22 protein-coding genes and 1 pseudogene are annotated in these 22,879 nt (G+C 30.5%); 19 read left to right on the top strand and 4 right to left on the bottom strand.

What is annotated here, in order from left to right; genetic code table 11:
* The first annotated feature begins 13 nt into the window (after positions 1-13).
* From J418_RS0114050 to J418_RS0114035, 4 genes are read left to right on the top strand one after another with little or no spacing between them, the layout of a single operon-like run.
* Positions 14-430 (top strand): GNAT family N-acetyltransferase, encoded by a 417-nt coding sequence (locus tag J418_RS0114050; protein ID WP_017752330.1) that lies wholly within the window; start codon positions 14-16, stop codon positions 428-430.
* Positions 431-447: 17 nt separating this feature from the next.
* The gene (gene mog, locus J418_RS0114045) at positions 448-936 is read left to right on the top strand and encodes a molybdopterin adenylyltransferase (RefSeq protein WP_017752331.1); all 489 of its coding nucleotides are present in this window, start codon (positions 448-450) and stop codon (positions 934-936) included.
* Between the two features lie 28 nt (positions 937-964).
* Complete coding sequence (locus tag J418_RS0114040; protein ID WP_017895911.1) at positions 965-1,396, top strand: MOSC domain-containing protein; 432 nt, start codon at positions 965-967, stop codon at positions 1,394-1,396.
* A gap of 22 nt (positions 1,397-1,418) precedes the next feature.
* A complete protein-coding gene (locus J418_RS0114035; RefSeq protein ID WP_235806992.1) occupies positions 1,419-2,240 on the top strand; it encodes an HAD family hydrolase in 822 nt (273 codons plus the stop codon).
* Between the two features lie 11 nt (positions 2,241-2,251).
* On the opposite strand, the gene J418_RS0114030 is transcribed toward J418_RS0114035, so the two are convergent.
* Positions 2,252-3,697, bottom strand: a complete 1,446-nt coding sequence (locus tag J418_RS0114030; RefSeq protein ID WP_017752334.1) for a DEAD/DEAH box helicase — start codon at positions 3,695-3,697, stop codon at positions 2,252-2,254.
* Between the two features lie 267 nt (positions 3,698-3,964).
* Between J418_RS0114030 and J418_RS0114025 the strand changes: the two genes are divergently transcribed.
* The 3 genes from J418_RS0114025 (at position 3,965) to J418_RS0114015 (ending at position 7,203) form a co-directional block, all read left to right on the top strand.
* Entirely contained in the window at positions 3,965-5,137 is a 1,173-nt protein-coding gene (locus J418_RS0114025) for an MFS transporter (RefSeq protein WP_017752335.1), read from the top strand.
* A 137-nt stretch (positions 5,138-5,274) separates the two neighbouring features.
* A complete protein-coding gene (locus J418_RS0114020) occupies positions 5,275-6,528 on the top strand; it encodes a dicarboxylate/amino acid:cation symporter (RefSeq protein ID WP_017752336.1) in 1,254 nt (417 codons plus the stop codon).
* 21 nt (positions 6,529-6,549) lie between these two features.
* On the top strand, positions 6,550-7,203 hold the full coding sequence (locus tag J418_RS0114015) for an HAD family hydrolase (protein WP_017752337.1): 654 nt from the start codon (positions 6,550-6,552) through the stop codon (positions 7,201-7,203).
* A gap of 85 nt (positions 7,204-7,288) precedes the next feature.
* Here the strand turns inward: J418_RS0114015 and J418_RS0114010 are convergent, their stop codons facing one another.
* From J418_RS0114010 to J418_RS0114000, 3 genes are read right to left on the bottom strand one after another with little or no spacing between them, the layout of a single operon-like run.
* On the bottom strand, positions 7,289-8,560 hold the full coding sequence (locus J418_RS0114010; RefSeq protein ID WP_017895910.1) for a SpoVR family protein: 1,272 nt from the start codon (positions 8,558-8,560) through the stop codon (positions 7,289-7,291).
* Positions 8,560-9,747 carry a sporulation protein YhbH gene (gene yhbH / locus J418_RS0114005; RefSeq protein ID WP_017895909.1) on the bottom strand — a complete coding sequence of 396 codons (1,188 nt, stop codon included), beginning with the start codon at positions 9,745-9,747 and terminating at the stop codon, positions 8,560-8,562. Before yhbH ends, J418_RS0114010 begins: the two co-directional genes overlap by 1 nt.
* 4 nt (positions 9,748-9,751) lie before the next feature.
* Positions 9,752-11,674, bottom strand: coding sequence for a PrkA family serine protein kinase (locus tag J418_RS0114000; RefSeq protein ID WP_017752340.1), 1,923 nt, complete (start codon positions 11,672-11,674; stop codon positions 9,752-9,754).
* Positions 11,675-11,897: 223 nt separating this feature from the next.
* Between J418_RS0114000 and J418_RS0113995 the strand changes: the two genes are divergently transcribed.
* The 12 genes and pseudogenes from J418_RS0113995 to J418_RS15745 form a co-directional block, all read left to right on the top strand.
* Positions 11,898-12,440 carry a biotin transporter BioY gene (locus J418_RS0113995; protein ID WP_017752341.1) on the top strand — a complete coding sequence of 181 codons (543 nt, stop codon included), beginning with the start codon at positions 11,898-11,900 and terminating at the stop codon, positions 12,438-12,440.
* A 39-nt stretch (positions 12,441-12,479) separates the two neighbouring features.
* Positions 12,480-13,205: a dethiobiotin synthase gene (gene bioD / locus J418_RS0113990; RefSeq protein ID WP_017895908.1), complete on the top strand. Its 726-nt coding sequence runs from the start codon at positions 12,480-12,482 to the stop codon at positions 13,203-13,205.
* A 3-nt stretch (positions 13,206-13,208) separates the two neighbouring features.
* On the top strand, positions 13,209-14,555 hold the full coding sequence (gene bioA / locus J418_RS0113985; RefSeq protein WP_017895907.1) for an adenosylmethionine--8-amino-7-oxononanoate transaminase: 1,347 nt from the start codon (positions 13,209-13,211) through the stop codon (positions 14,553-14,555).
* Positions 14,556-14,742: 187 nt separating this feature from the next.
* A complete protein-coding gene (gene hemA / locus J418_RS0113980) occupies positions 14,743-15,951 on the top strand; it encodes a glutamyl-tRNA reductase (RefSeq protein WP_017752344.1) in 1,209 nt (402 codons plus the stop codon).
* Between the two features lie 33 nt (positions 15,952-15,984).
* Positions 15,985-17,259, top strand: coding sequence for a glutamate-1-semialdehyde 2,1-aminomutase (gene hemL / locus J418_RS0113975; RefSeq protein WP_017752345.1), 1,275 nt, complete (start codon positions 15,985-15,987; stop codon positions 17,257-17,259).
* A gap of 40 nt (positions 17,260-17,299) precedes the next feature.
* Positions 17,300-17,581 (top strand): hypothetical protein, encoded by a 282-nt coding sequence (locus J418_RS0113970; RefSeq protein WP_017752346.1) that lies wholly within the window; start codon positions 17,300-17,302, stop codon positions 17,579-17,581.
* Positions 17,582-17,902: 321 nt separating this feature from the next.
* Positions 17,903-18,094, top strand: a complete 192-nt coding sequence (locus J418_RS0113965) for an amino acid permease C-terminal domain-containing protein (RefSeq protein ID WP_017752347.1) — start codon at positions 17,903-17,905, stop codon at positions 18,092-18,094.
* Positions 18,095-18,123: 29 nt separating this feature from the next.
* A complete protein-coding gene (locus J418_RS0113960) occupies positions 18,124-19,515 on the top strand; it encodes an APC family permease (protein ID WP_017752348.1) in 1,392 nt (463 codons plus the stop codon).
* A gap of 65 nt (positions 19,516-19,580) precedes the next feature.
* Complete coding sequence (locus J418_RS0113955) at positions 19,581-20,390, top strand: alpha/beta fold hydrolase (protein ID WP_017752349.1); 810 nt, start codon at positions 19,581-19,583, stop codon at positions 20,388-20,390.
* 140 nt (positions 20,391-20,530) lie between these two features.
* On the top strand, positions 20,531-21,442 hold the full coding sequence (locus J418_RS0113950; RefSeq protein ID WP_017895906.1) for a carbohydrate ABC transporter permease: 912 nt from the start codon (positions 20,531-20,533) through the stop codon (positions 21,440-21,442).
* A gap of 23 nt (positions 21,443-21,465) precedes the next feature.
* On the top strand, positions 21,466-22,287 hold the full coding sequence (locus J418_RS0113945) for a carbohydrate ABC transporter permease (RefSeq protein ID WP_017752351.1): 822 nt from the start codon (positions 21,466-21,468) through the stop codon (positions 22,285-22,287).
* Between the two features lie 50 nt (positions 22,288-22,337).
* Positions 22,338-22,856: pseudogene (locus tag J418_RS15745) on the top strand (extracellular solute-binding protein); the annotation flags it as partial.
* Positions 22,857-22,879 lie beyond the last annotated feature (23 nt).

Raw genomic sequence — 22,879 nt, 5'->3', positions numbered from 1 at the left:
GAGATATTTTGATATGCAAATAGAACAAGATGGATATATATTTACTGATGATATTGATAAAATCAAGCTGGATAATGTATGTACATTATTAAAACAATCTCATTGGGCAAATAATCGTTCAAAGGAAATTATAGCAAACACCATTGAAAATAGTGTATGCTTTGCTGTTTATCATAATAATATACAAATAGGATTTGCAAGGTTTATAAGTGATTATTCTGTATATACTCTTATAATGGATGTGATTATAGATGAAAGGTATAGGGGCAAAGGACTGGGCAGGAAACTTATTCAAATAATAGTTGGTTATCCAAGTATAAAAAATACTAGTAAAGTTCTTTGGACCACTTATGCTGAAAAATTTTATTCTCAATGCGGATTTAAACAGGAAAAACAATATAGTGTACTATTTAATAGACCAAATATTTAAATTGGAGGCTGTGTGAATTGATAAAGGTGGGGATATTAACTGTCAGTGATAAAGGCTCTAAAGGTAAAAGGGTAGATAGTACAGGGCCTGCAATAAAACAATTACTGGATGATAAGGACTATAATGTAGAATATTATAAAATTGTACCTGATGAAATGGAAGATATAGAAAAGGAACTTGTATATCTTTCAGATACAATAAAGTTAGATTTAGTATTAACTAATGGAGGAACTGGTTTTTCAAAAAGGGATGTTACTCCTGAGGCTACTAAAAATGTAATACATAAGTATGTTCCTGGATTTGGTGAAGCTATGAGGCTTAAGTCTTTGGAAATAACTCCAAAAGCTATGTTGTCCAGAGCTATATCAGGAATTAGAAATAGTACTCTTATAGTGAATCTTCCAGGAAGTCCCAAAGGGGCAACAGAAAATCTTCATGCAATCTTACCCGCATTGCCACATGGAATAGCTATTCTCAAAGGAGAAGATTCTGAATGTGCACGGTAGCTATATATTATGAAGGGAGAGACAACATTTGAGTAAAGTTTTGGCTGTTAATATAAGTGAGAAAAAGGGAGTTGTAAAACATCCTATTGAAAAAGGATATTTTAAAGAAAACTATGGTTTGTCAGGTGATGCACATGCAGGAAACTGGCATAGACAAGTAAGTTTATTGGCTCAGGAAAGTATAGACAAGATGAAGGCTTTAGGAGTAAAAGGGCTTGGCAGCGGCAAATTTGCAGAAAATCTAACTACTGAAGGGGTGATTCTATATGAACTCCCTGTTGGAACAAAAATAAAAGTAGGGGAAGCGCTCATGGAAGTAACTCAGATTGGCAAGGAGTGTCACAAAGGATGCGCTATAAAAAATTTGGTGGGAGATTGCATTATGCCGAGAGAAGGTATATTTGCAAAAGTATTAAATAGTGGATGGATAAAACCACAAGATGAGATTAAAATACTATAAAAGGTTAACTGGAGGTAAAATATTGGATTTATACATTTCAGATTTAGATGGAACACTATTGAATTCAAAGCAAGTTGTAAGTGAAATTTCTGCTGAAATAATAAATAAACTAATAGATGATGGATTGAATTTTACTATAGCCACAGCAAGGTCTTATGATGCTTCCAAAGGAATATTACAGCCTTTAAAATTAAAACTTCCTGTAATCTTGAATAATGGAGCATTTGTCTACGATCCAATTTCACATAAAAATATTGTTGCAAATTATTTAAAAAATGAGGATGCTGAATTTATATTAAGAAGTTATCATGAAAATAATATTTCTCCTTTAATATCAGCAATAGATTCAAAAGGAAACAAAAAGATATTTTATAAAGATGTTTTTAATGAAGGACAAGAAATATATTTAAATTCACGCAAAGAAAACAGAGATAAAAGACTTACTAAAGTAGAGGACTTTTCATTAATTGAAAATTATAGAATAATAAACATATTTGCCATAGAAAGAAGAGATGTTCTGGATACTGAATATAAAATATTTACAGATAAGTTGAATATAAGTTGCCAGTATACTGAAGAAATATATTCTAGAGGATATTTTTGGCTTGAAACTACAAATTTAAAAGCCAACAAGAGTTCAGCGGCTAAATTCTTAAAAAACTATTTGAATGTAGATAGGCTTATATGTTTTGGTGATAATTTAAATGACAAATCACTTTTTGAATTATCAGATACAGCATATGCAGTTGAAAATGCCTATAAAGAAATAAAAAATTTAGCTACAGGCATTATAGATTCCAATAATAATAATGGAGTAGCTAAATTCTTAAATCAAATTCAGTAGGATAAAGAATATTATTTTTGTGCTATTTCAGCCCTTATGCTTTTACCTTTTATAGTTTTGCCTTTTAGTCCATCCAATACTATAGTACCTTTGTCTGAGAGTATGTCTACATAGGAAAAATTGTCCTGTATATTTATTATGCCTATGTCATCTGCATTTATACCTGGAATACTTGCAATAGCTCCTGCTATATCACCAGGTCTTATTTTTTTCTTCTTGCCGGCACTTATATATATTTTGGTAACATTATTATTTAATTTTTCAGATTTATGGTTTTTGGGTTTATGTGGAATTTTCGATTTCTGTTTGAATAATTGCTTTCCTCTTTCAACCTCTTCAATGGATGGTATTGTACCATTCTCTATATTAAATTCATAATGCAGGGCTATTTCATGTAAAAATCGATATTCCCTGGGAGTTACTAAAGTTATAGCAACACCTGTATTTCCAGCACGACCGGTTCTTCCAATTCTATGGACATAACTTTCCTTTTCCATAGGTATATCATAGTTTATTATATGAGTTATATTTTCCACATCAATTCCTCTGGCGGCAATATCGGTAGATACTAAAAAAGTAAATTCTCCTCTTTTAAACTTTTCCATTACATCGATTCTATGAGCCTGAAGCATGCCACCATGTAAAGCGCTGCAAGAATATCCTTTGTTTTTCATCTTTTCAATTAAATCATCCACATTTTTTTTAGTCCTACAGAATATTATAGAACTATCTGGAAGTTCTTTATATATTATTTTATTTAATAAATCAAATTTTTTATAGGATTCAACTTCATAATATATTTGCCTGATTTTATCTTGTATGGAATTTTTTGAAGCAACTTCTATATTATTTGGATGATTCATATATGAATCACATAATTCCAGTATTTCTTTAGGTATAGTTGCGGAAAAAAGAAAAGTTGATCTGTTTTTTGGCAGCTTATCTATTATGGATTTAACTTGAGATATAAATCCCATATTGAACATTTCATCAGCTTCATCTATAACAAGATATTTTATTTTTTTGACATCCAGATTGTTTTTCTTGATGTGATCCAGTGTTCTGCCGGGTGTGCCAACTATTACATGAACTCTTTGATTAAGTCTATCTTTCTGAATACTGGAAGGTTCTTTGCCGAATACTGCAATACAATTTATCCTTTTGAATAGTCCTATACTTGAAAAGTCTTGTTTTATTTGAATTGCCAATTCTCTTGTAGGGGTAAGTACCAACACTTGAGGTTTTCTTTCTTCCAGTTGTATATTCTCACAGATTGGTATAGCAAATGCGGCAGTTTTACCACTTCCAGTTTGAGATTTAACTATGACATCCTTGTTGCCAAGAATAAACGGTATAACCTTTTCCTGGACTTCAGACGGATTTTTATATCCTAATTGTTCTAATGCTTTTAATATGTCCTTACTTAAATTAAAATTATTAAAATTTATTTTATTCATTATACTATTTACCTTCTTAAATATATTTAATTACACCATAGATGATATCATAAATAATAATGGCATATGTTTATATTGTATAAAAATTATGGTGTTTTTAGTCATAATATATTTAAATATGTTTATTATAACATATTTTGATTGATTAATGAAAAAAAATGAAAGATTTTAAATAAAAATGATTGATTTTAAAAGTTTTTTATACTATACTGATATATATAGAAATTGAAAGTTAATAAATTAACAATAAATTTTAGGAGGAAGCAAATGAACAAGAACTTTAAAAACATGATAATTATTTTTGCTGGTTTCTTTTTTTTGTCTCTGTTTTCAAATACTTTGTCTCCATTTATAACAACTATAAAAAATACTTATCATGTATCAAGTGGGATTATTGCAGTGCTTCCATCAGTAGTATATTGTGCTTCATTTATAATGAGTATGGTAAGTGCGAAGTTTATGTATACGTTAGGGCTTAGAAAGGGATTGAATCTAGGATTTTTATTTGCAATCATTGCAAGCGTTATAATAATTTTATCAAAATCTTTTTATGTTCTTATGGTGGGATATTTTATATCAGGATTTGCAGTAGGTATGGGTACTGTATTCTTAACTACAATGCTTTCACTTCTCCCAAAGCAATATCAGAAATTTAGTCTTGCCAATGCATTTTTTGGATTGGGTGGAATTTTAATTTTACCTATAGACAGGTTGATATTAAAAGGTAATATACATTTTAGTTATGCTTACATTGTTCATATAATACTTATAGGCATATTTCTTGTATTAGCTACACGGATCAAGGGAATATCTTTGTGTGTTGACGAAGGTAGTGAATGTAAAAAACCAGAGTCGTCTGTATTAAAGAATCCATTGGTTTTATTATTTGTTATAGCAGTATTTTTCTATGTAGGAGCTGAAATATCAACTACAAATTGGACAGGCACTTTCCTTGAAAATTACTACGGAATTAATAAGACTGAAGTTCCAAATATTCTTCTAGGTTTTTGGATTTTGTTTACTTTTGGAAGAGCTATAGGTGATAAATTCTTAAATAAGGTAGGTCAGTTGAGATTCCTTTTAGTTTCACCTATTATATCTATCTGTGGCATATTTATTATTTTGTTCGGTAATTCTAGAATTCAAGCATTGATAGGCATTGCAATTCTTGGAATAACAATGTCTATGATTTATCCTGCTATTCAAGGATATATAATACAACATGTAAGTAGGGAAGATGTACCTCCTGCTTCTGCACTTATAACTGTTTTTAATAATTTAGGTGCTACATTTTTGACTTATATAATAGGTTTTGCAGGTGGACAGAAAGTTACTTATGTATTTATAATTCAAATAGTGTTCTATCTATATATTATATTTGTAGCTGCACGTTATTTGATTTTAAAACCAAGACAACAGCAACAGAGACAGTTAAATTAAGTTAATAAAAATTATCCACAGTTGAGAATAAATTCTCAACTGTGGATAATTTTTTTGCTTTAATTCATGAAAACGATTTTAAAATGGAATATAATAATATATGGAATAATATTAAATATGTATTGGGGGTTGTTAAAATGAAAGGATTTCTTAAAAATTACAGATTCTCTATTATACTTCTAGGTTCAATAGCAATAGGTGCAATCATAGGCATATTATTAGGACCAAAATCAAGTGCACTTAAACCTTTTGGAGACTTGTTCTTAAATTTAATGTTTATGATAATAACACCATTGGTATTTTTTAGTATAACTTCTGCTATAGCTAGTATGAATGGAATGAAAAGGCTTGGCAAAATAATGATTAGTGCATTCCTAATATTTATATTTACAGCATTTATAGCATCTGTAATTGGGGTTATAGGTGCTGTAATAGTAGATCCGGCAAGGGGTATAAACTATTCAATGCTTAAAGAAATAGTATCAACAGATACTACCGTAGAAAGAGTTAAGCATTTAGGTGCTGTTCAGCAACTTGTAAATACTGTAACAGTTTCAGATTTTGTTTCTCTATTTTCCAAAAGTAATATGCTTCAGCTTATTGTATTTTCAGTGATCTTTGGTATTTCAGCAGCTATGATTGGAAAAAAGGCAGAGCCCGTAACTAAGTTTTTGACTTCAGCGTCAAACATAATGATGAAGATGGTTAAAATAATTATGTATTATGCTCCCATAGGACTTGGATGTTATTTTGCTGCATTAATAGGAGAACTTGGACCACAAATATTAAAGGGATATTTAAGAGTATTTGTTTTGTATATAATTATAGCTATGGTCTATTATTTTGCATTTTTTACTATTTATGCATTTCTATCTGGTGGAAGAAAAGGAATAGGTCTGTTTTGGAGGAATGCTGTAACTCCTACCATAACAGCGCTTGCTACATGTTCTAGTGCTGCAAGTATACCGGTAAATTTGGAATTTACGAAGAAAATGCTTGTTCCAAAAGATATATCAGAAACTGTAATTCCACTTGGAGCAAATATTCACAAAGATGGCTCTGTAATTGGGGGGGTTATGAAAATCACCTTTTTATTTGGATTATTTGGTAGGGATATGACAAGTATTTCATCATTGTTGTCCATAATAATTGTGTCATTTTTAGTAGGTGCAGTAATGGCTGCAATACCAAGTGGAGGTATGATTGGCGAAATGCTTATATTGAGTGTTTATGGTTTTCCTTCAGAACTTCTGCCTGTAATTGCAATTATAAGTGTTATTATAGATGCACCTGCTACAGTATTGAATTCAACTGGAAATACAGTATCAAGTATGTTAATATCAAGACTTGTAGAGGGAAAACAATGGATTACTCATAAATTAGAAATTTAATAACATAATGGAGGAGATAAATTGAAATATAAATATGTGCTATTTGACCTGGATGGAACTTTAACAGACTCTAAAGAAGGTATAACTAAATCTGTACAGTATTCATTAAAAAAGTATGGTATTATAGTGAATGATTTGGATTTGCTTGAAAAGTTTATAGGACCGCCACTAAAAGAGTCATTTATAAAATATTATAAATTTGATGAATTAAAGTCAGTACAAGCAGTGGAATATTATAGAGAGTATTTTAAAAAATATGGTATTTTTGAAAATAAAGTTTATGAAAATGTTGAGGTACTTCTTGCTAAGTTGAAAAAATCAGGATTTAATTTAATAATAGCTACATCTAAACCTACAGTATTTGCTAGAAGGATAATAAAGCATTTTAATTTATATGCATATTTCGATGATATTGTTGGAAGTAATATGGATGGTACTAGAAGTACAAAAGGAGAAGTTATTAAATATATTTTAGATAAATATAATATTGTTAACCATGGGGAAGTAGTAATGGTAGGAGATAGAAAACATGATATAGTTGGAGCACGAGAAAACAATATAAATTGTATAGCTGTTTCATATGGGTATGGTTCTATTGAGGAATTAAGAACTTCAGGACCTAAATATATAGCTGAAAATTTACTGGATGTATTTAAACTGATTACTAATGAATAATAAGAAGTGGAAAAGATCCATCATGGTCTGTAAATTAAAAGAAGCTGTCTCAAATTTATTTTGGGACAGCCTTTGTAAAACATATTTATTCTAAAGATGTATATGAAATTTTTTTATCTTCATCACATTTAACACCTGTATTTTTTTTACTGATTTTAGTATTCAATTGCACAGGCCCATTCCACAAGTCATAAATATATTTCAAAGTGGCTTCCATATATTTAGAATTCAATTCTCGTCCATCATAAATCTGATTTAAAATTAGAGTATTATCTTTTGACGAGATTTCCTTGACTTCAATATTTGGAATTGTTCCCATACCACAGGAATTGCATAGTGCATTTCTAATTTCAAGCCATCCTGTATCATCTGCAATATCTTTTACTATATATTCATCTCCATCTTTCATATACTCAAACAAATTCAGTCTATAACAGATATCTTTTGTAAGGTATCTGCGAATGAAAGATTCATCTCTTTCTAGTTTCCTGACTTCAAATATTTTCTCAGTTCCATATCTTTTTTCAAGATCTTCAAACATCTTAAATCCAAGATGATATGGGTTAATACTTCCCATAGCAGGAGTTATAACATCATTATGTCTTTTTATGAATTCAATAAAAAGTGAATCTGGGAGGTCAAGCTTATGAAGTATTTTGTAGTGCCAGTAACTTGCCCATCCTTCATTCATAATTTTTGTTTCAATTTGAGGTATGAAATAAGCAGTTTCTTTTCTTACCACATTTAAAACATTTTTTTGCCATTCTTCCAAATTTCCATGTTTAATGATAAATAGAATTAGGTCATCACAAGGTTCTTCTTCAGAATTTTTTAGCCCTATAGCTCTTCTTGTTTGATATCTTATTGCGTGGGCTGCATTTAAAATTTTTTCTACTCCAGTATATCCTATGCTTGGATCATTTAAATATTCTCTTATCATATTTGCATTATTTTTGAACATCTCAATAGTATAGGATGCATTAGTTCCGTCTTTAAAAAGCCTGTTATTTTTAAAAAAGTCATTATGGCCATATACGTGTGCCATAGTCAATATCTGAAGCAATAGTGTATTATCCTTCATTAAATAGGCCAGACATGGATCGGAATTTATAACCATTTCATAGGGAAGCCCTGTAAGATTATATCTGTATAATGATTCAGCTCTATCGTAAGATTTTCCAAAACTCCAGTGTGGATACCTGGAGGGCATACCTAAGTATGCCTCATATCCAATCATGTCTTTATAACTTACAATTTCAAATTCCTGAGGATAAAAGTCAAGACCTGAATTTTTTGCCATAGTTTCTATAGTAGAACACCAATTTTTTAAATCTGTAGTTGAATAGTCCAAGCACATCACCCCATTTCCAACTCTTTTTTTAATATCTTCTTTAAAGATTCCCATAAATCTTGTTTTTGATTAATAGTAACAGCCGCAAAGTTTTTTTTCACAATTTCATTTTTTAAGAGTTCCTTTATATTACTGCTGTAGGGGCTTGGGATTATTTCTGCATAGCTAAAGAGATTGCAGATTTCACTTAATTTTTTGCCATATTTTACAGCTCTCTCATCATCCTCGCTCCAGTTATCACCATCACTTACGTAAAAAGTGTATAGATTCCAGTAAGCAGGATTGTAATTTTCTTCAATTACTTCTAAAGCCTTTTTAAATCCACTGGAAATATAAGTACCTCCAGATTCTACTTTATGGAAAAACTCTTCTTCTGTAACTAATTTTGCTGTAGTGGAATGTGCTATAAATTTTACCTCTACATTGTTATATTTCATTCTTACAAATTCATAGAGAATGAAAAAGAAAGATCTGGCTAGGAATTTTTTAGTACTGTCCATAGAGCCTGAAGTATCCATTACACAAATTACAGCAGCATTTAGTTCACGCTTTGGTTTTTTTTTGACTCTATAATATCTTAAATCATCCTGTCTAAAAGGAAATCTTGATTTTAAATCCTCTTCTAATTCTTTATCAGGGTTAGCTTCATGTAGATCTTTTTTTGCTGTTTGACGTCTTTTAAGTTTTTCTATAACAGTTCTCTTTTTAGCAAGTCTGGGATTTATCCCATTTTTTTGATAGCCAACTTTTTTAATAGAGTTTTTTGAAAGTATTTCAGAGTATCTTTTTTTATCCATTAAAGGAAGTTCCAAATCTTCTAAAAGATAATTTATAACATCTTCTATAGTGATTTCTGTCTCATATATGTCTTCACCTTCGGCATTACCAGGTCCCTTATTGCCGTTGGCATTTTTTCCATTAGCAGCTTTTCCAAGTTTATCTCCTCTTTTTTGAGATCCATCTCCACTGCCTACACCAGATTTGTTTTCTCCATATATAAATCTATACTCTTTAATCCCTTTTATTGGAATTTTAACTTTTTTATTTTTACTTTGACCTATGATACTTTCTTCTGATATTATATCGGCCAAATTGTCCTTGATAGATTTTTCTACTAATTGTTTATGACGTCTTCTATCCTCTAAAGATCTATCATGATGCTGGCTTTCATCAAATTCTCTGAAAATAGCCATAACATCAATCCTTCCATAGATTATTGGCAGCATATTTTAATATAACATCACAGCAGTGATCACAGTAACCATTTGCTTTCATTTCTTCAACCATGGAATTATATTTTTCTGCCTGATCCTTGTTTCGCACTTTGGATTTAGTTATTATTCTGGACAATTCTCTTACAGATGTAGTGAGCTTTTTCTCAATAGCTTCTTTAAGCGGTTCATAAGATGTATAGTCGATTTTTCCACCATTTCTTATTACATAAAACATATATGATGTAACATCTGTTCTAAAACCTTTTGCAGAACTTTCAGAGATCCCAATATGTTCTTCAATAGATCTCATAAAAGTTTCATCTGGTTCTAATTCTTCACCTGTTGAACGATCTTTAATTTTATTTCTATTTACATATGCCTCTGCATGGTCCAGATAATTGTCAAATAAACTTTCAGCTTGTTCTCTAAAGCTTTGAATAAAAGCTCTTGTTACTTCTTTCTCAAGTATTTTATTGTATTCTTTTCTGATAGTGTCATTTAAAAATGTAAGATATCTTTTTTTATCATCATCAGCTATATCTAAATCCTTAACTGATTTTACAAGGATGTCTATTACACTTATTGGATTAATGCAGTTGTATTCTGAATTGGAAAGGGCACTATCTAGAGCTTTGATAATAAATCTAGTTGAAATTCCAGACATTCCTTCTCTCATTCCAGCTTCTTCTTTTAACTCTGAATAATCAATTTTTTTAGTGCTTCCTTTTTCTACTATATCTTCTCCATTATAAATTTTTAACTTTGTCATAGGATCAACTTTATTAGATGGTGAAAGTCTTGAAAGAATGGCGAATATTGCTGCAATTTCAAGAGTATGTGGTGCTATATGAGCATCAAACTGACTTTTGCCAAGTATTTTTTTATATATTTTGACTTCTTCATTTAATTCCATGCAGTATGGGACTTCGATTTTTACAATTCTATCAAGTATTGCTTCATTGGTGTGATCAGATTTAAATTTGTTCCATTCTGATTCATTTGAATGGGCAAGTATAATTCCATCAAAATATATCATTGATCCTTTTCCAGGAGAAGGAACAGATTTTTCCTGTGTTGCAGTTATTATTGTATGAAGGTACTCTACATCATTTTTGAAAACTTCTATAAATTCTACAATTCCTCTGTTTCCTACATTAAAAGCACCATTTAAAGAAAATATTCTTGGATCATCTTCAGGATACATATCCATTTTTGATATGTCTACAGAACCTGTAAGAACAGATGTATCTTGATTATTAGGATCAACTGGAGGCACTACTCCTATACCCTTTCTTGAACGTATAGAAAAATCTGTAGTTACAACAGGAAAATTTTCATATTTACCGTCGTATTGGTGCTTTAATCTATATTTGCAAACTGGGCATAAGTCACCCTCAATTTTCACACCTAATTTTTTCTCAAATTCAGTTCTTAAATGTTTTGGTATCAGATGAAGAGGTTCTTCTCTAATAGGGCATCCTTTTAGTGAATAAATAGATTCTGCAGTTTCCAGAGCCTTTTTAATTGAATCTACCAGTGATGATTTACCTGCACCAACTGGACCTACTAAATAGAGTACTTGTCTTGATTCCTCACCTTTCATAGCTGCGGAATGGAAATAGTTAACCAGTTTCATTAGTACTCTATCTATTCCAAAAAATTCATTTTTAAAAAAATTGTATCTTTTTATTGGTTCATTACCATATAGTTTCTTTATTCTTGGATTATCCTCAGGTTTTAATACTTTATAGCCTTTATTTATTATGATATCGTACATTCTCTTGTGTGCTAGTTTGACTATATCGGGATTATTTTTTACGAGTTGTAAATATTCTAGAAATGTTCCTTCAAATTCTTCCTTTTTCCTTGATTCTCTATCATTTTCAATTATATCTTTAAAATCCATAAGTATCTTTCCCCCTTAACTTATTATTAAATATTACGCATGATGAATACCTAATATGTGTGAAATTTATAATATTTTAATTTGTATTAATATAATATGTATATTTATATTGTTAAATAATATGAGCGTGAGTTGACAAAATGTAAAAAAGTCTATAATATTTAATTGTCAACTATTATACTTATAATAGTTGACAATAATAACGGTAAGGGGGAAAATTTAATTGAAGACAAGAGATATGATTATGGTATCCATTTTTGCAGTTTTGACCGCTATAGGGGCTTTTATAAAAATACCTATACCATATGTTCCATTTACACTTCAATGGCTGTTTTGTGCTATTAGCGGTATTGTGCTCGGAGCCAAATTAGGAGCATTGTCACAGATCCTATATGTGGTTATGGGACTTATAGGAATTCCAATTTTTACAGAAGGCGGTGGATTATACTACATATTCAAACCTACTTTTGGGTATTTGATAGGATTTATAGTTGCTTCATTTGTAATTGGAGAATTGAGCTCTAAAATTAAAAATTTTAGTTTTATTAAATCTTTATTGTGTATATTAAGCGGGTTATTTTTTGTTTATTTATTTGGAGTTTTACATCTTTACATTATTTATAACTTATATATTGGGGATAGAAAAACCATGGCATGGGCGGTATTTTACGGATCTATCATTTGTGTAGGTGGTGATCTTGTAATAAGTGTATCAGCTGCACTTTTATCATTAAAATTAAAAGCACTAAATAAACTTTATAGTTAGGTCTATAAAAAATTATAATATTGGAAGAGGGTATCTAAAATGACTAAAGGCGTGTATATAGTGGGAACTGATACGGAAATTGGGAAAACATTGATTACTGGAGCCTTGGCTTATACTCTGTGTAAAGATGGATACAATACAGTTTATTTTAAGGCAGCATTGAGTGGAGCTGAAATGGAAGATGGAAAGATGATTCCAGGAGATACTAAATTTGTATGTTCACTTGCCGGTATTCAAGAAAAATATGAGTATATTACTCCATACATATATAAAACTGCAGTATCGCCATATTTGGCATCAAAACTTGAAAACAATCCTATTGATATAAAGATAATAGAGGACAGAGTTAATGATTTAAAGAAAAAATATGACTATATAATATGTGAAGGCAGTGGAGGAGTAACATGTCCGCTTACTGATTTTGATGGAAAAATATATACTTTGGATAATTTGATAAAGAAATTGGATATGAATGTGATTTTAGTTGCAACGGCAGGCTTGGGAACTATAAATCATACTGTTTTGACTGCTAAATACATGGAAGATATGGGAATATGTATAAAAGGGATTGTAATAAATGGATATAAAGACACAGTTATGTGTAATGATAATATAGATATGATAAAAGGAATGACAGGGATTCCTATATTGGGTATTATGCCTAGTATTGAGAAAAATGCATGGGATTTCATGGAAAGTATAAAGAAAGTATCAGAGAAAGTATTTAATTCAAAAGGGATAATTGATTGTATGAAGGAGATATGAATAATGGAAGGATTTGAAGAAAAAGATTTGAAATATATATGGCATCCATGTACACAGATGAAAGACTGTGAGGAGTTGCCTCCTATTATCATAGAAAGGGGCAAGGGATGCTATTTACAGGATATACACGGTAATTCATATTTGGATTGCATAAGTTCATGGTGGACAAACATTTTCGGACACAGCAATCCTAGAATTAACAGGGCAATTCAAAAGCAATTAGGCAAAATTGAACATTCTATTTTTGCACATTTTTCTAATAAACCTGCTGTTGAATTAGCAGAAAGGCTTATAAATATAGCTCCAGAGGGACTAGAAAAAATGTTTTTTTCAGATAATGGCTCTTCTGCGGTAGAGATAGCTTTAAAGATGAGTTTTCAGTATTATCAGCAAATGGGGAAAACTAAAAAAATAAGATTTGCTGCATTAACTGATGCTTATCATGGAGAAACAATTGGTGCATTGTCCGTAGGTGCTTTGGATTTGTATAATAAAATTTACAAGCCACTTCTTATTGATACACTTAGAGTTCAAGGACCAGACTGCTATAGATGTAAATATGGAAAAAACAGAGACAGCTGCAGTGCTGAATGTTTTGAACATATGGAAAGAAAACTGGAAATTCATCATGATGAACTTTGTGCCATAATTGTAGAACCTATGGTTCAAGGAGCGGCAGGCATGAAGATTTACTCTCCTATTTATTTAAGAAAACTTAGAAAAGCCTGTGACTATTATGATATTATTTTAATTGCAGACGAAATAGCTGTTGGATTTGGAAGAACAGGAAAGATGTTTGCTTGTAATCATGCTGACATAAGCCCTGATATAATGTGCTTATCCAAGGGTATCAGTGGGGGTTATATGCCAATGTCTGCAGTTTTAACTACTAATAGAATATATGATGCTTTTTATGATGATTATGTTAAATTAAAGACTTTTATACACAGTCATACATATGCAGGTAATGCAATGGCATGTGCTGCAGCTTGTGAAAGTTTAAATATATTTGAAGATGAAAATATAATTGAAAAGAACAGGGACAAAGCTAAATTAATTAAGAAACTTGTAATTGATAGAGCAAAAGACATTCCGTTTGTAGGAGACATACGTCAAATTGGCATGATAACAGCGATAGAACTTGTTAAAGATAAGAATACGAAAGAAAGTTTCAGCTGGAAGGAAAGAGTAGGATATGGAATATATAGAATAGCTTTAAATAAAGGATTACTTTTAAGGCCTATAGGGAATGTATTATATTTTATGCCTCCCTATGTTATTGAAAAAATAGATATAGAATATATGGTTGATAAATGTTTTGAAAGTATAAATGAGTATTTTGGATTATAAATATGGATATAAGGTATTATTAAATTATAGTAATGCCTTATATTATTGAACTTTTTTAGAATAATGTTATAATAAAAATTAAATGAAGTTTAAGAATTACAATATAAGATTAATTTCCTTTTAGCATTTTAGTTAGGGGGAATTTTTATTTTATATAAAATTTGAATATACATTTGGGGTTGGTAAAATGATACAACTTATCGGAATAAAGAGTGAATGTGACATTGATATAAGACAAAAGTTTTCTATAGTATCATCAAGCTTAGAAGAAAAGCTAAAGAAACTCAACAAGTTTGTTGATAGTAGTTTAATTTTAAGTACCTGCAACAGAACTGAAGTATATGTAGATTCTGATATTCAGGGAAAGAAGTTAATAAATATGATATTTGCGGAATTAGGCTGGAATTTAGAACTTACGAATTATATATTTTATGTTAAAGACATAACGGCTGTTAAACATTTATTGGAAGTAAGTTGTGGATTCCATTCTAAAATTTTAGGAGAAGATCAGATATTGGGTCAGATCAAGGATTCATATTTAAGTGGACTTAAAGCCAGGACTATAAAGGGAAGACTTCAAAGATTATTTCAATATGCTATAACCTGTGGGAAGGAATTTAAAAATGCCTGTGAAATGTATAAGATTCCAGTGTCATCACCTTCAATAGTTGTAAAGAGAGCTTTGGATAGTGGTTTTAGGAGATATATGATAATAGGCTTTGGCAAAATTGGGAAACTTGTTCTTAAATATCTAGTAAATTCAAATGCTGCTGTTATATATGTTGTAGTCCGTGATTTAAGCAAGATAAGTGATTTGGAAAGATTACAAAGTGAAGTTAAATTCATAACTTTTAATGAAAGAAAGAACTATTATGAAGATATAGATTGTATTGTTACTTGTACATCAGCACCTCATTCTATCATATCAAGACAAGAGCTTCCTGAAAAGCAGTTGTCTATATTTGACCTTGCAGTTCCTAGAGATGTGGATAATGATGTATTTTTACTTTCAAATATTAAAGTATATGATATTGATGATATAAGTAGAATTGACAAAAATAATAAAGTTATGAGAAAACAGAAAATGGCACAATATAGATATATAATTGATAAATATATTAAGAAATTTATAAAATGGCAGACTCTAAATGAGCTTTCTCCTGAGATACAGAGAATAAAAAATTATGGAGAGGAAATTTGTGAAAAGAGAATAAAAACCTTTAAGAACAAAAGATATACAAAGGACAATGAAATTTTGGCCAGGATTATGATACAAAGTACAGCCAAGGTATATATTAATAGAGCTATAAAATTATTGAAAAAAGAGAAATTAAATGGAACAGAGGACAATTGTCTCAGGTTTATAGATGAGATATTTTGCAGTAATGAAAAATAAAATTTATATAGATAATGAGGGGATGTAGATAAAATGAAAAATTACGATATATTTGAAGAATCCAAAAAATACATGCCTGGTGGAGTAAATAGTCCTGTCAGAGCATTTAAGGATGTAGATCTAAACCCACCAGTAATAAAAAAAGGTGAAGGGGCCTATGTTTATGATGAGGATAATAATAAATACATAGATTTTGTATGCTCCTGGGGGCCTATGATTTTAGGACATTGTGATGGCGATGTAGTTAATGCAATAAAGAATATGAGTGAAAAAGCCATTTCTTTTGGAGCTACTACTAAAATTGAATTGGAACTTGCTAAATACATATGCACAACTGTGGATAATATTGATATGATTAGAATGGTGAATTCAGGTACGGAAGCTACAATGAGTGCTGTAAAGCTTGCAAGAGGATACACTGGTAAAAGTAAGATAATAAAATTTGCAGGTGGATATCATGGACATTTTGATGGATTCCTCGTAGAAGCTGGTTCAGGTGTAATGACAGAGGGAATTGCAGGAAGTGCGGGAGTTCCAGAAGAAAGTGTAAAAAACACTATAATAGCACAATATAATGATATGGAAAGTGTGAAGAGTATTTTTGAAAAGTATGGAGATGACATAGCGGCAATTATAGTAGAACCTGTAGCAGGAAATATGGGAGTAATTCCAGGAGATAGAGAATTCTTAGGTGGATTGCGTAATATTTGTGATAAATATAAAAGCTTGCTTATATTTGATGAAGTAATGAGTGGATTTAGAGTAGCATATAAAGGTGCTCAAAGTCTATATAGCATAAAACCTGATATAACTACCTTTGCTAAAATAATGGGCGGAGGTTTGCCTTGCGGAGCTTATGGTGGAAGGCGTGATATTATGGAGAAGCTTTCTCCAATGGGACCTGTATATCAAGCTGGTACAATGTCTGGAAATCCTATTGTAATGGCAGCTGGACTTGCAACATTAAAAAAATTACATGAAAATCCTGAGTATTATGCACATCTCGATAAACTTGGGAATAAACTTCAAAGTGGTGTAGAGGAAATAGCAAAAAATAAAAATATGCCAGTTGTGTTTAATAGATGCGGAGCAATGTTTACTATATTTTTCACTAGAAACTCTGAAGTGAAAAATTATGAAGATGCTAAAAAATGTAATATTGATCTCTTTAACAAATATTTCAAACATATGATTAAAAATGGAATATATATTGCACCTTCTCAATTTGAGTCTGTTTTTTTAAATGTCAAACATGCAGAGGAAGATATTGACAAATTTCTTGAAGCCTTTGATAGTTTTGAAATATAAAAATATTAATATTATATTCTTATAGAAATGGAGGTATAATATGGGTTATAAAAAGGTAAAGGTAAAATTAAAAAAAGATGTTACTAATGAAGATTTTTGGAAAGCTACGTATAATACCGGCTCCAATTTAGGAATAAGACTCGTTCAAAATTTCGGCAAAATGAAAGAGGAATACTTAAATGGCAAGGTGTCTGATCATGGATCACTGGAAGTTGCAATACCTGTATCATATTATAATAGGGAAAAAGAAACCATAGATACAGATATTATAGAATATAACTATATTAAATCTATGAAGGATATATGGGAAATTGTTGATTAATATGCATCATGATTTTCATAGAATTCATAATGTTAATAACTTAAAGCTATCTTTTATATTGAGATAGCTTTAATATTTTGCAAATTATATTGAATTCCATATTATTTATGAATATTATTGAGTATTTATTAATAAAAAAGACAGAAATAAGTTATTTTAATAATTTATAAAATATAAATATTAAAATAAAACATTTAAAAAACATATATAAAGTTTTGTTTTTTTTAAAATTATTATATAATAAACAAGTATGTAAAATAATAAATTGTTTATTGTCGAATTATGGAAGGAAAGATTTAATGGACATTTTTAAAAAAAGTCATGCCTGATATTGAAAGAAAATTTAAATGTTCAAGTGTTCCATATCCCCCCATAATAAGTTGCATAGCACTTTTAATATCGATGAGAGCTATAACATGGATAGGATTTATTATCTGGTTAGTTATAAGGTTGATAATTTATTTTATATATGGAAGAAAACATAGTATTGTACAAAATGAAAGTAAGGATTAATTGATTAAAAAATCAGAAGGTGGCATTTTATGAATCTTTTTAAGAAAAAGTCATTGGAACAGTTGAGGGATAATGTAAGGGAAACTAATTTGGAAAAAAATCTTAGAGCTAAAGATATAGCATTACTTGGTATAGGCGCTGTAGTAGGTGTAGGTATATTTGTTGCTACTGGAGAAGGTGCACATTCTGCTGGACCAGGTATTATTCTTTCATTTGTATTGGCTGGAATAGTAGCATGTTTATGTGGATTATGCTATTGCGAACTTGCTACAATGTTTCCTGTAGCAGGAAGTACATATTCATATGCCTATATTGCATTTGGAGAATTTATAGCTATGATTATTGGATGGTGTTTAACCGCGGAGTATTTAGTTGCAGTCAGTGCTGTAGCTTCCGGATGGTCTGGAACATTTAAAGGAGTTTTGCAGTCGGCAGGTATAACATTGCCAAAAGTTATAGCCTTTTCACCCAGTAATGGTGGTGTGGTCGATCTTCCAGCAGTAATTATAATATTACTACTAACATGTCTTCTTTGTTATGGAATGCATGAAAGCTCGAGAGTGAATAACATAATTGTTGGAGTAAAAATATTTATAATTTTACTTTTTATCTTTTTAGGAATATCACATATAAATGTATCGAATTACAAACCTTTCATGCCATATGGATGGAAGGGCGTTTTTACAGGTGCAAGTACGGTATTCTTTTCCTTTATAGGATTTGATGCCATTTCGACATCGGCAGAAGAGGCAGTGAATCCAAAAAAAGATGTATCCAGGGGAATTATAATGTGTCTTATAGTAGTATGTATACTATATGTATTGGTAGCAATAGTGCTTACAGGAATTGTTCCATATAAAGAAATAGTTTCCGATAATGCAGTACCGGCAGCATTAGCTAGAGTAGGAATTAACTGGGGGTCAGCTCTGGTTGGAGTTGGAGCCATTCTTGGCATGGTATCTGTAATGCTTGCAATGCTGTATGGACAGGTAAGAATATTTATGGTTATGTCTAGAGATGGATTAATACCTAAAATTTTTTCTAAAATTAACAAAACGCACAATACTCCTATTAAAGCCACTATGATAACAGGTTGTATTGCATCTATTATAGCAGGACTTCTACCATTAAATGTAATAGTGGAATTTTTGAGTATAGGAACTTTGATGAGTTTTATGGTTGTGTCCATAGGGGTTGTATACCTTAGAAAAGCAATGCCTGACATTGAGAGAAAATTTAAATGCCCGGGAGTTCCATATACACCTATAATAACAGTAATCTGCTGCTTAATACTTTTAGCATCAATGCGATTAATAACATGGATTGGGTTTATTGTATGGTTGACTATAGGAATTATATTATACTTTGCATATGGAAGAACTCATAGTACAGTTGAAAATAGAAATGAAAATATTAGTTAAAACTTAACATATTTGCTTCGGTATAATACATATAATAAAATGAGTATTTGAAATGAGGTAAAATAATGTATTATATTGAAGTAGAAAAAAATATAAAAATTTTAGTAGAAGATTTAAATCCCAATGGAAAAGATACTATTTTTTTTATACATGGATGGCCTTTAAACCATAATATATTCGAATATCAGTTCAATGTACTTCCTAAATATGGTTATAGGTGTATAAGCATTGATTTAAGGGGATTTGGGGACTCTGATAAACCATGGAATGGATATTCATATGATAGATTATCAGATGATGTCCGTATAATTATTGAAACACTTGGCCTAAAGAATATAATACTTGTAGGATTTTCTATGGGAGCTGCTGTAGCAATTCGATATATGTCAAGATATTATAGTTACAATGTATCAAAACTTATTTTATTATCTGCAGCAGCACCATCATTTGTAATGAGGCCAGGATATCCATATGGAATGACATCTGATGAGGTTGACGATTTAATTAAACAAACTTATGAAAACCGTCCTGAAATGCTTTCAAACCTTGGCAGCATATTTTTTGCAAGCAGTGTTACACCTAGCTTTGTAAACTGGTTTCAAAATATAGGTCTTACAGCTGCAGGTTATGCAACTATAAAGGCTGCCGAGTCACTTAAAAATGAAGATCTTAGATCTGATCTTGGTAAAATTAATGTACCAACAGGCATATTTCACGGAAGATTGGATAAAATATGTCCCTTTGAATTTGCAGAACAATTAAAAATAGGAATCAAGAATTCTAAGCTATACCCATTTGAGTTTAGTGGCCATGGAATTTTCCATGATGAGTTGAAAAAATTTAATTCTACACTTCTTGAATTTCTGAGAAAATAGGGTTTACCCACTTTTTAAAGTGGGTATTTTTATATACAAATATAATTATTCTGTTAAGTTTATTTAACCTCTCCATAAATTCTTATTAATCTTCAAAGTTTATGATATATACGTGAGTAAAAATTAGTGGAGGTATTCATATGGAAAAAACAGCAGAACAGGTGGGTTTGATACAAAAGACTGTTGACAAAAAGAAAGTTATAAAAACTTTGGAACCATATTTCTACATCGTTCCATGCATGATTATATTTGTAGGGTTTACGTATTTTCCATTTTTAAAGACAATTTATTTGAGCTTATTTAATACAAATGCTAGTGGAGAAATAAGTTCGTTTGCAGGAATGTCTAATTACATTAATCTATTTAAATCACCATCATTTATTAACAGCATAGTTGTTACTTTGAAATATGTAATTGTAACTACTATACCATCAATATTAATAGGATTAATATTGTCACTTGTGTGTAACAATAAGTTAAAATTTAAAGGACTATTTGGTACTATGTATGCTATACCCATGGCAGTTTCTTCGGCATCAGCTTCTGTAATATGGGTGCTCTTGTTTAATCCAAGTATAGGACTTATAAATTTTATATTAAAGAAAAATATAGGTTGGCTTACTAGTCCTTACTGGGCATTTATAGCCGTATCAATAGTAAGTATATGGCTTAAGAGTTGCATGAATTTTATTTTTATAATTTCAGCACTTAAAAATATTCCAAAAGAATTAGTGGAGAGCGCATCTATAGATGGAGCAAACTACCTTCAACGTTTGAAAAATGTGATTTTGCCGTGTATTTCACCTACTCTTTTTTTTGTAATTGTAATTGATATAATACAGGCATTTCAAACATTTGCAGAGATTAGCATAATGACTACTGGAGGGCCGGGAGAGGCTACCAATGTTCTTGTTTACTCGATATATAAGGATGCATTTTATAATAACAGATTTGGAGTAGCAAGTGCTGAATCAATAATTTTGTTTTTAATTATGCTTGTAATAACATTATTTCAATTTAGATATGAGAAAAAGAAAGTTTTTTATAAATAAGAATTGTAAAGGTGATAATTATAATGAATAAAAATTTAAGCAAAACTATTTTATATGTAATAAATATAATACTGGGGCTAATTACAGTAGCACCTATTATATATACCGTACTTATGAGTTTTACACCACCTGACCAAATATTTTCATATCCACCTAAGTTAATACCTAAAAGGATCTATTTTAAAAACTACATAGATGCATTGAATACTGCACCTATAATTAGATTTATAATTAATAGCTTTATAGTATCTTTGGGAGTTACAATAGGACAAATTGTAACAGCGTGTTTAGCTGCCTTTGCATTTTCATTCTTTAATTTTAAAGGCAAGAAAATATTGTTTTTAGCCGTAATTGCAACAATGATGATTCCAGGAGAAACAACTATAATGTCAAATTATTTAACTATAGGTTCATTTGGATGGGTGGACAGTTACAAGGCTTTGATAATTCCATATTTAAGTGCTGCCATGGGAATATTCATGATGAGGCAATATTATCTGACTCTTCCTGTAGAACTTTATGAAGCTGCAAAAATAGATGGGTGTGGTAGTTTCAAGTTCTTTACTAGGATAGTACTTCCAATGTCAAGACCTATTGTAGGTTCGCTTGGCATATATACTTTCTTAGTTACATGGAATCAATATATGTGGCCACTTCTTGTAACAAGCAAGGATAGTTCAAGAACTGTCCAGATAGGCATAGGCATGCTGCAATCAGTAGATAATCAATCTTTTGGCCCGATAATGGCAGGTATTGTAATGATATTATTACCTTCGATTGTTATTTTTATAATTGGTCAAAAACAACTAATAGAGGGAATGACATCCGGTGCAGTAAAAGGCTGAATATGAGTTTATATTTATTAATGACAATTAATTTCGAGAGGAGAATAACAATGAAAAAGAAATTAGCAAGTTTATTAATAGCGTTATTGATGGTAGGAGGTATTTTAACAGGTTGTGGTAATAGTGGAAGTAAGACTTCAAGCAGCAACAAACCTGTTGAGATAACATTCTGGCATTCTATGTCGGGTAAAAATGGACAGGCACTTCAGAAAATGGTGAATGATTTCAATAGTTCACATAAAAACATTAAAGTTACATCCCAGTATCAGGGAAAATATGATGAAGCAATAAATAAATTAAAGAGTGCCCAAAGAGCAAAGAATGGTCCTGATGTAATACAGACCTATGATATAGGTACAAGATTCATGATAGATAGCGGATGGGTTAAGCCAATGCAGGATTTTATAGATGAAGAAAAATATGATACATCAAGTTTAGAATCTAATATAGCTGGATATTATACAGTTGATAATAAACTTTACTCAATGCCTTTTAATTCATCTACTCCTATATTGTATTATAACAAGGATGCGTTTAAAGCAGCAGGATTAGATCCTGATAATCCTCCTTGTATAATGTGGTTATAACATTC

Source organism: Clostridium tyrobutyricum DSM 2637 = ATCC 25755 = JCM 11008, from assembly GCF_000359585.1.
GTDB lineage: Bacteria > Bacillota > Clostridia > Clostridiales > Clostridiaceae > Clostridium_B > Clostridium_B tyrobutyricum.
Note: the sequence above shows the minus strand (reverse complement) of the source record. Positions and strands in the feature narration are given on the sequence as shown.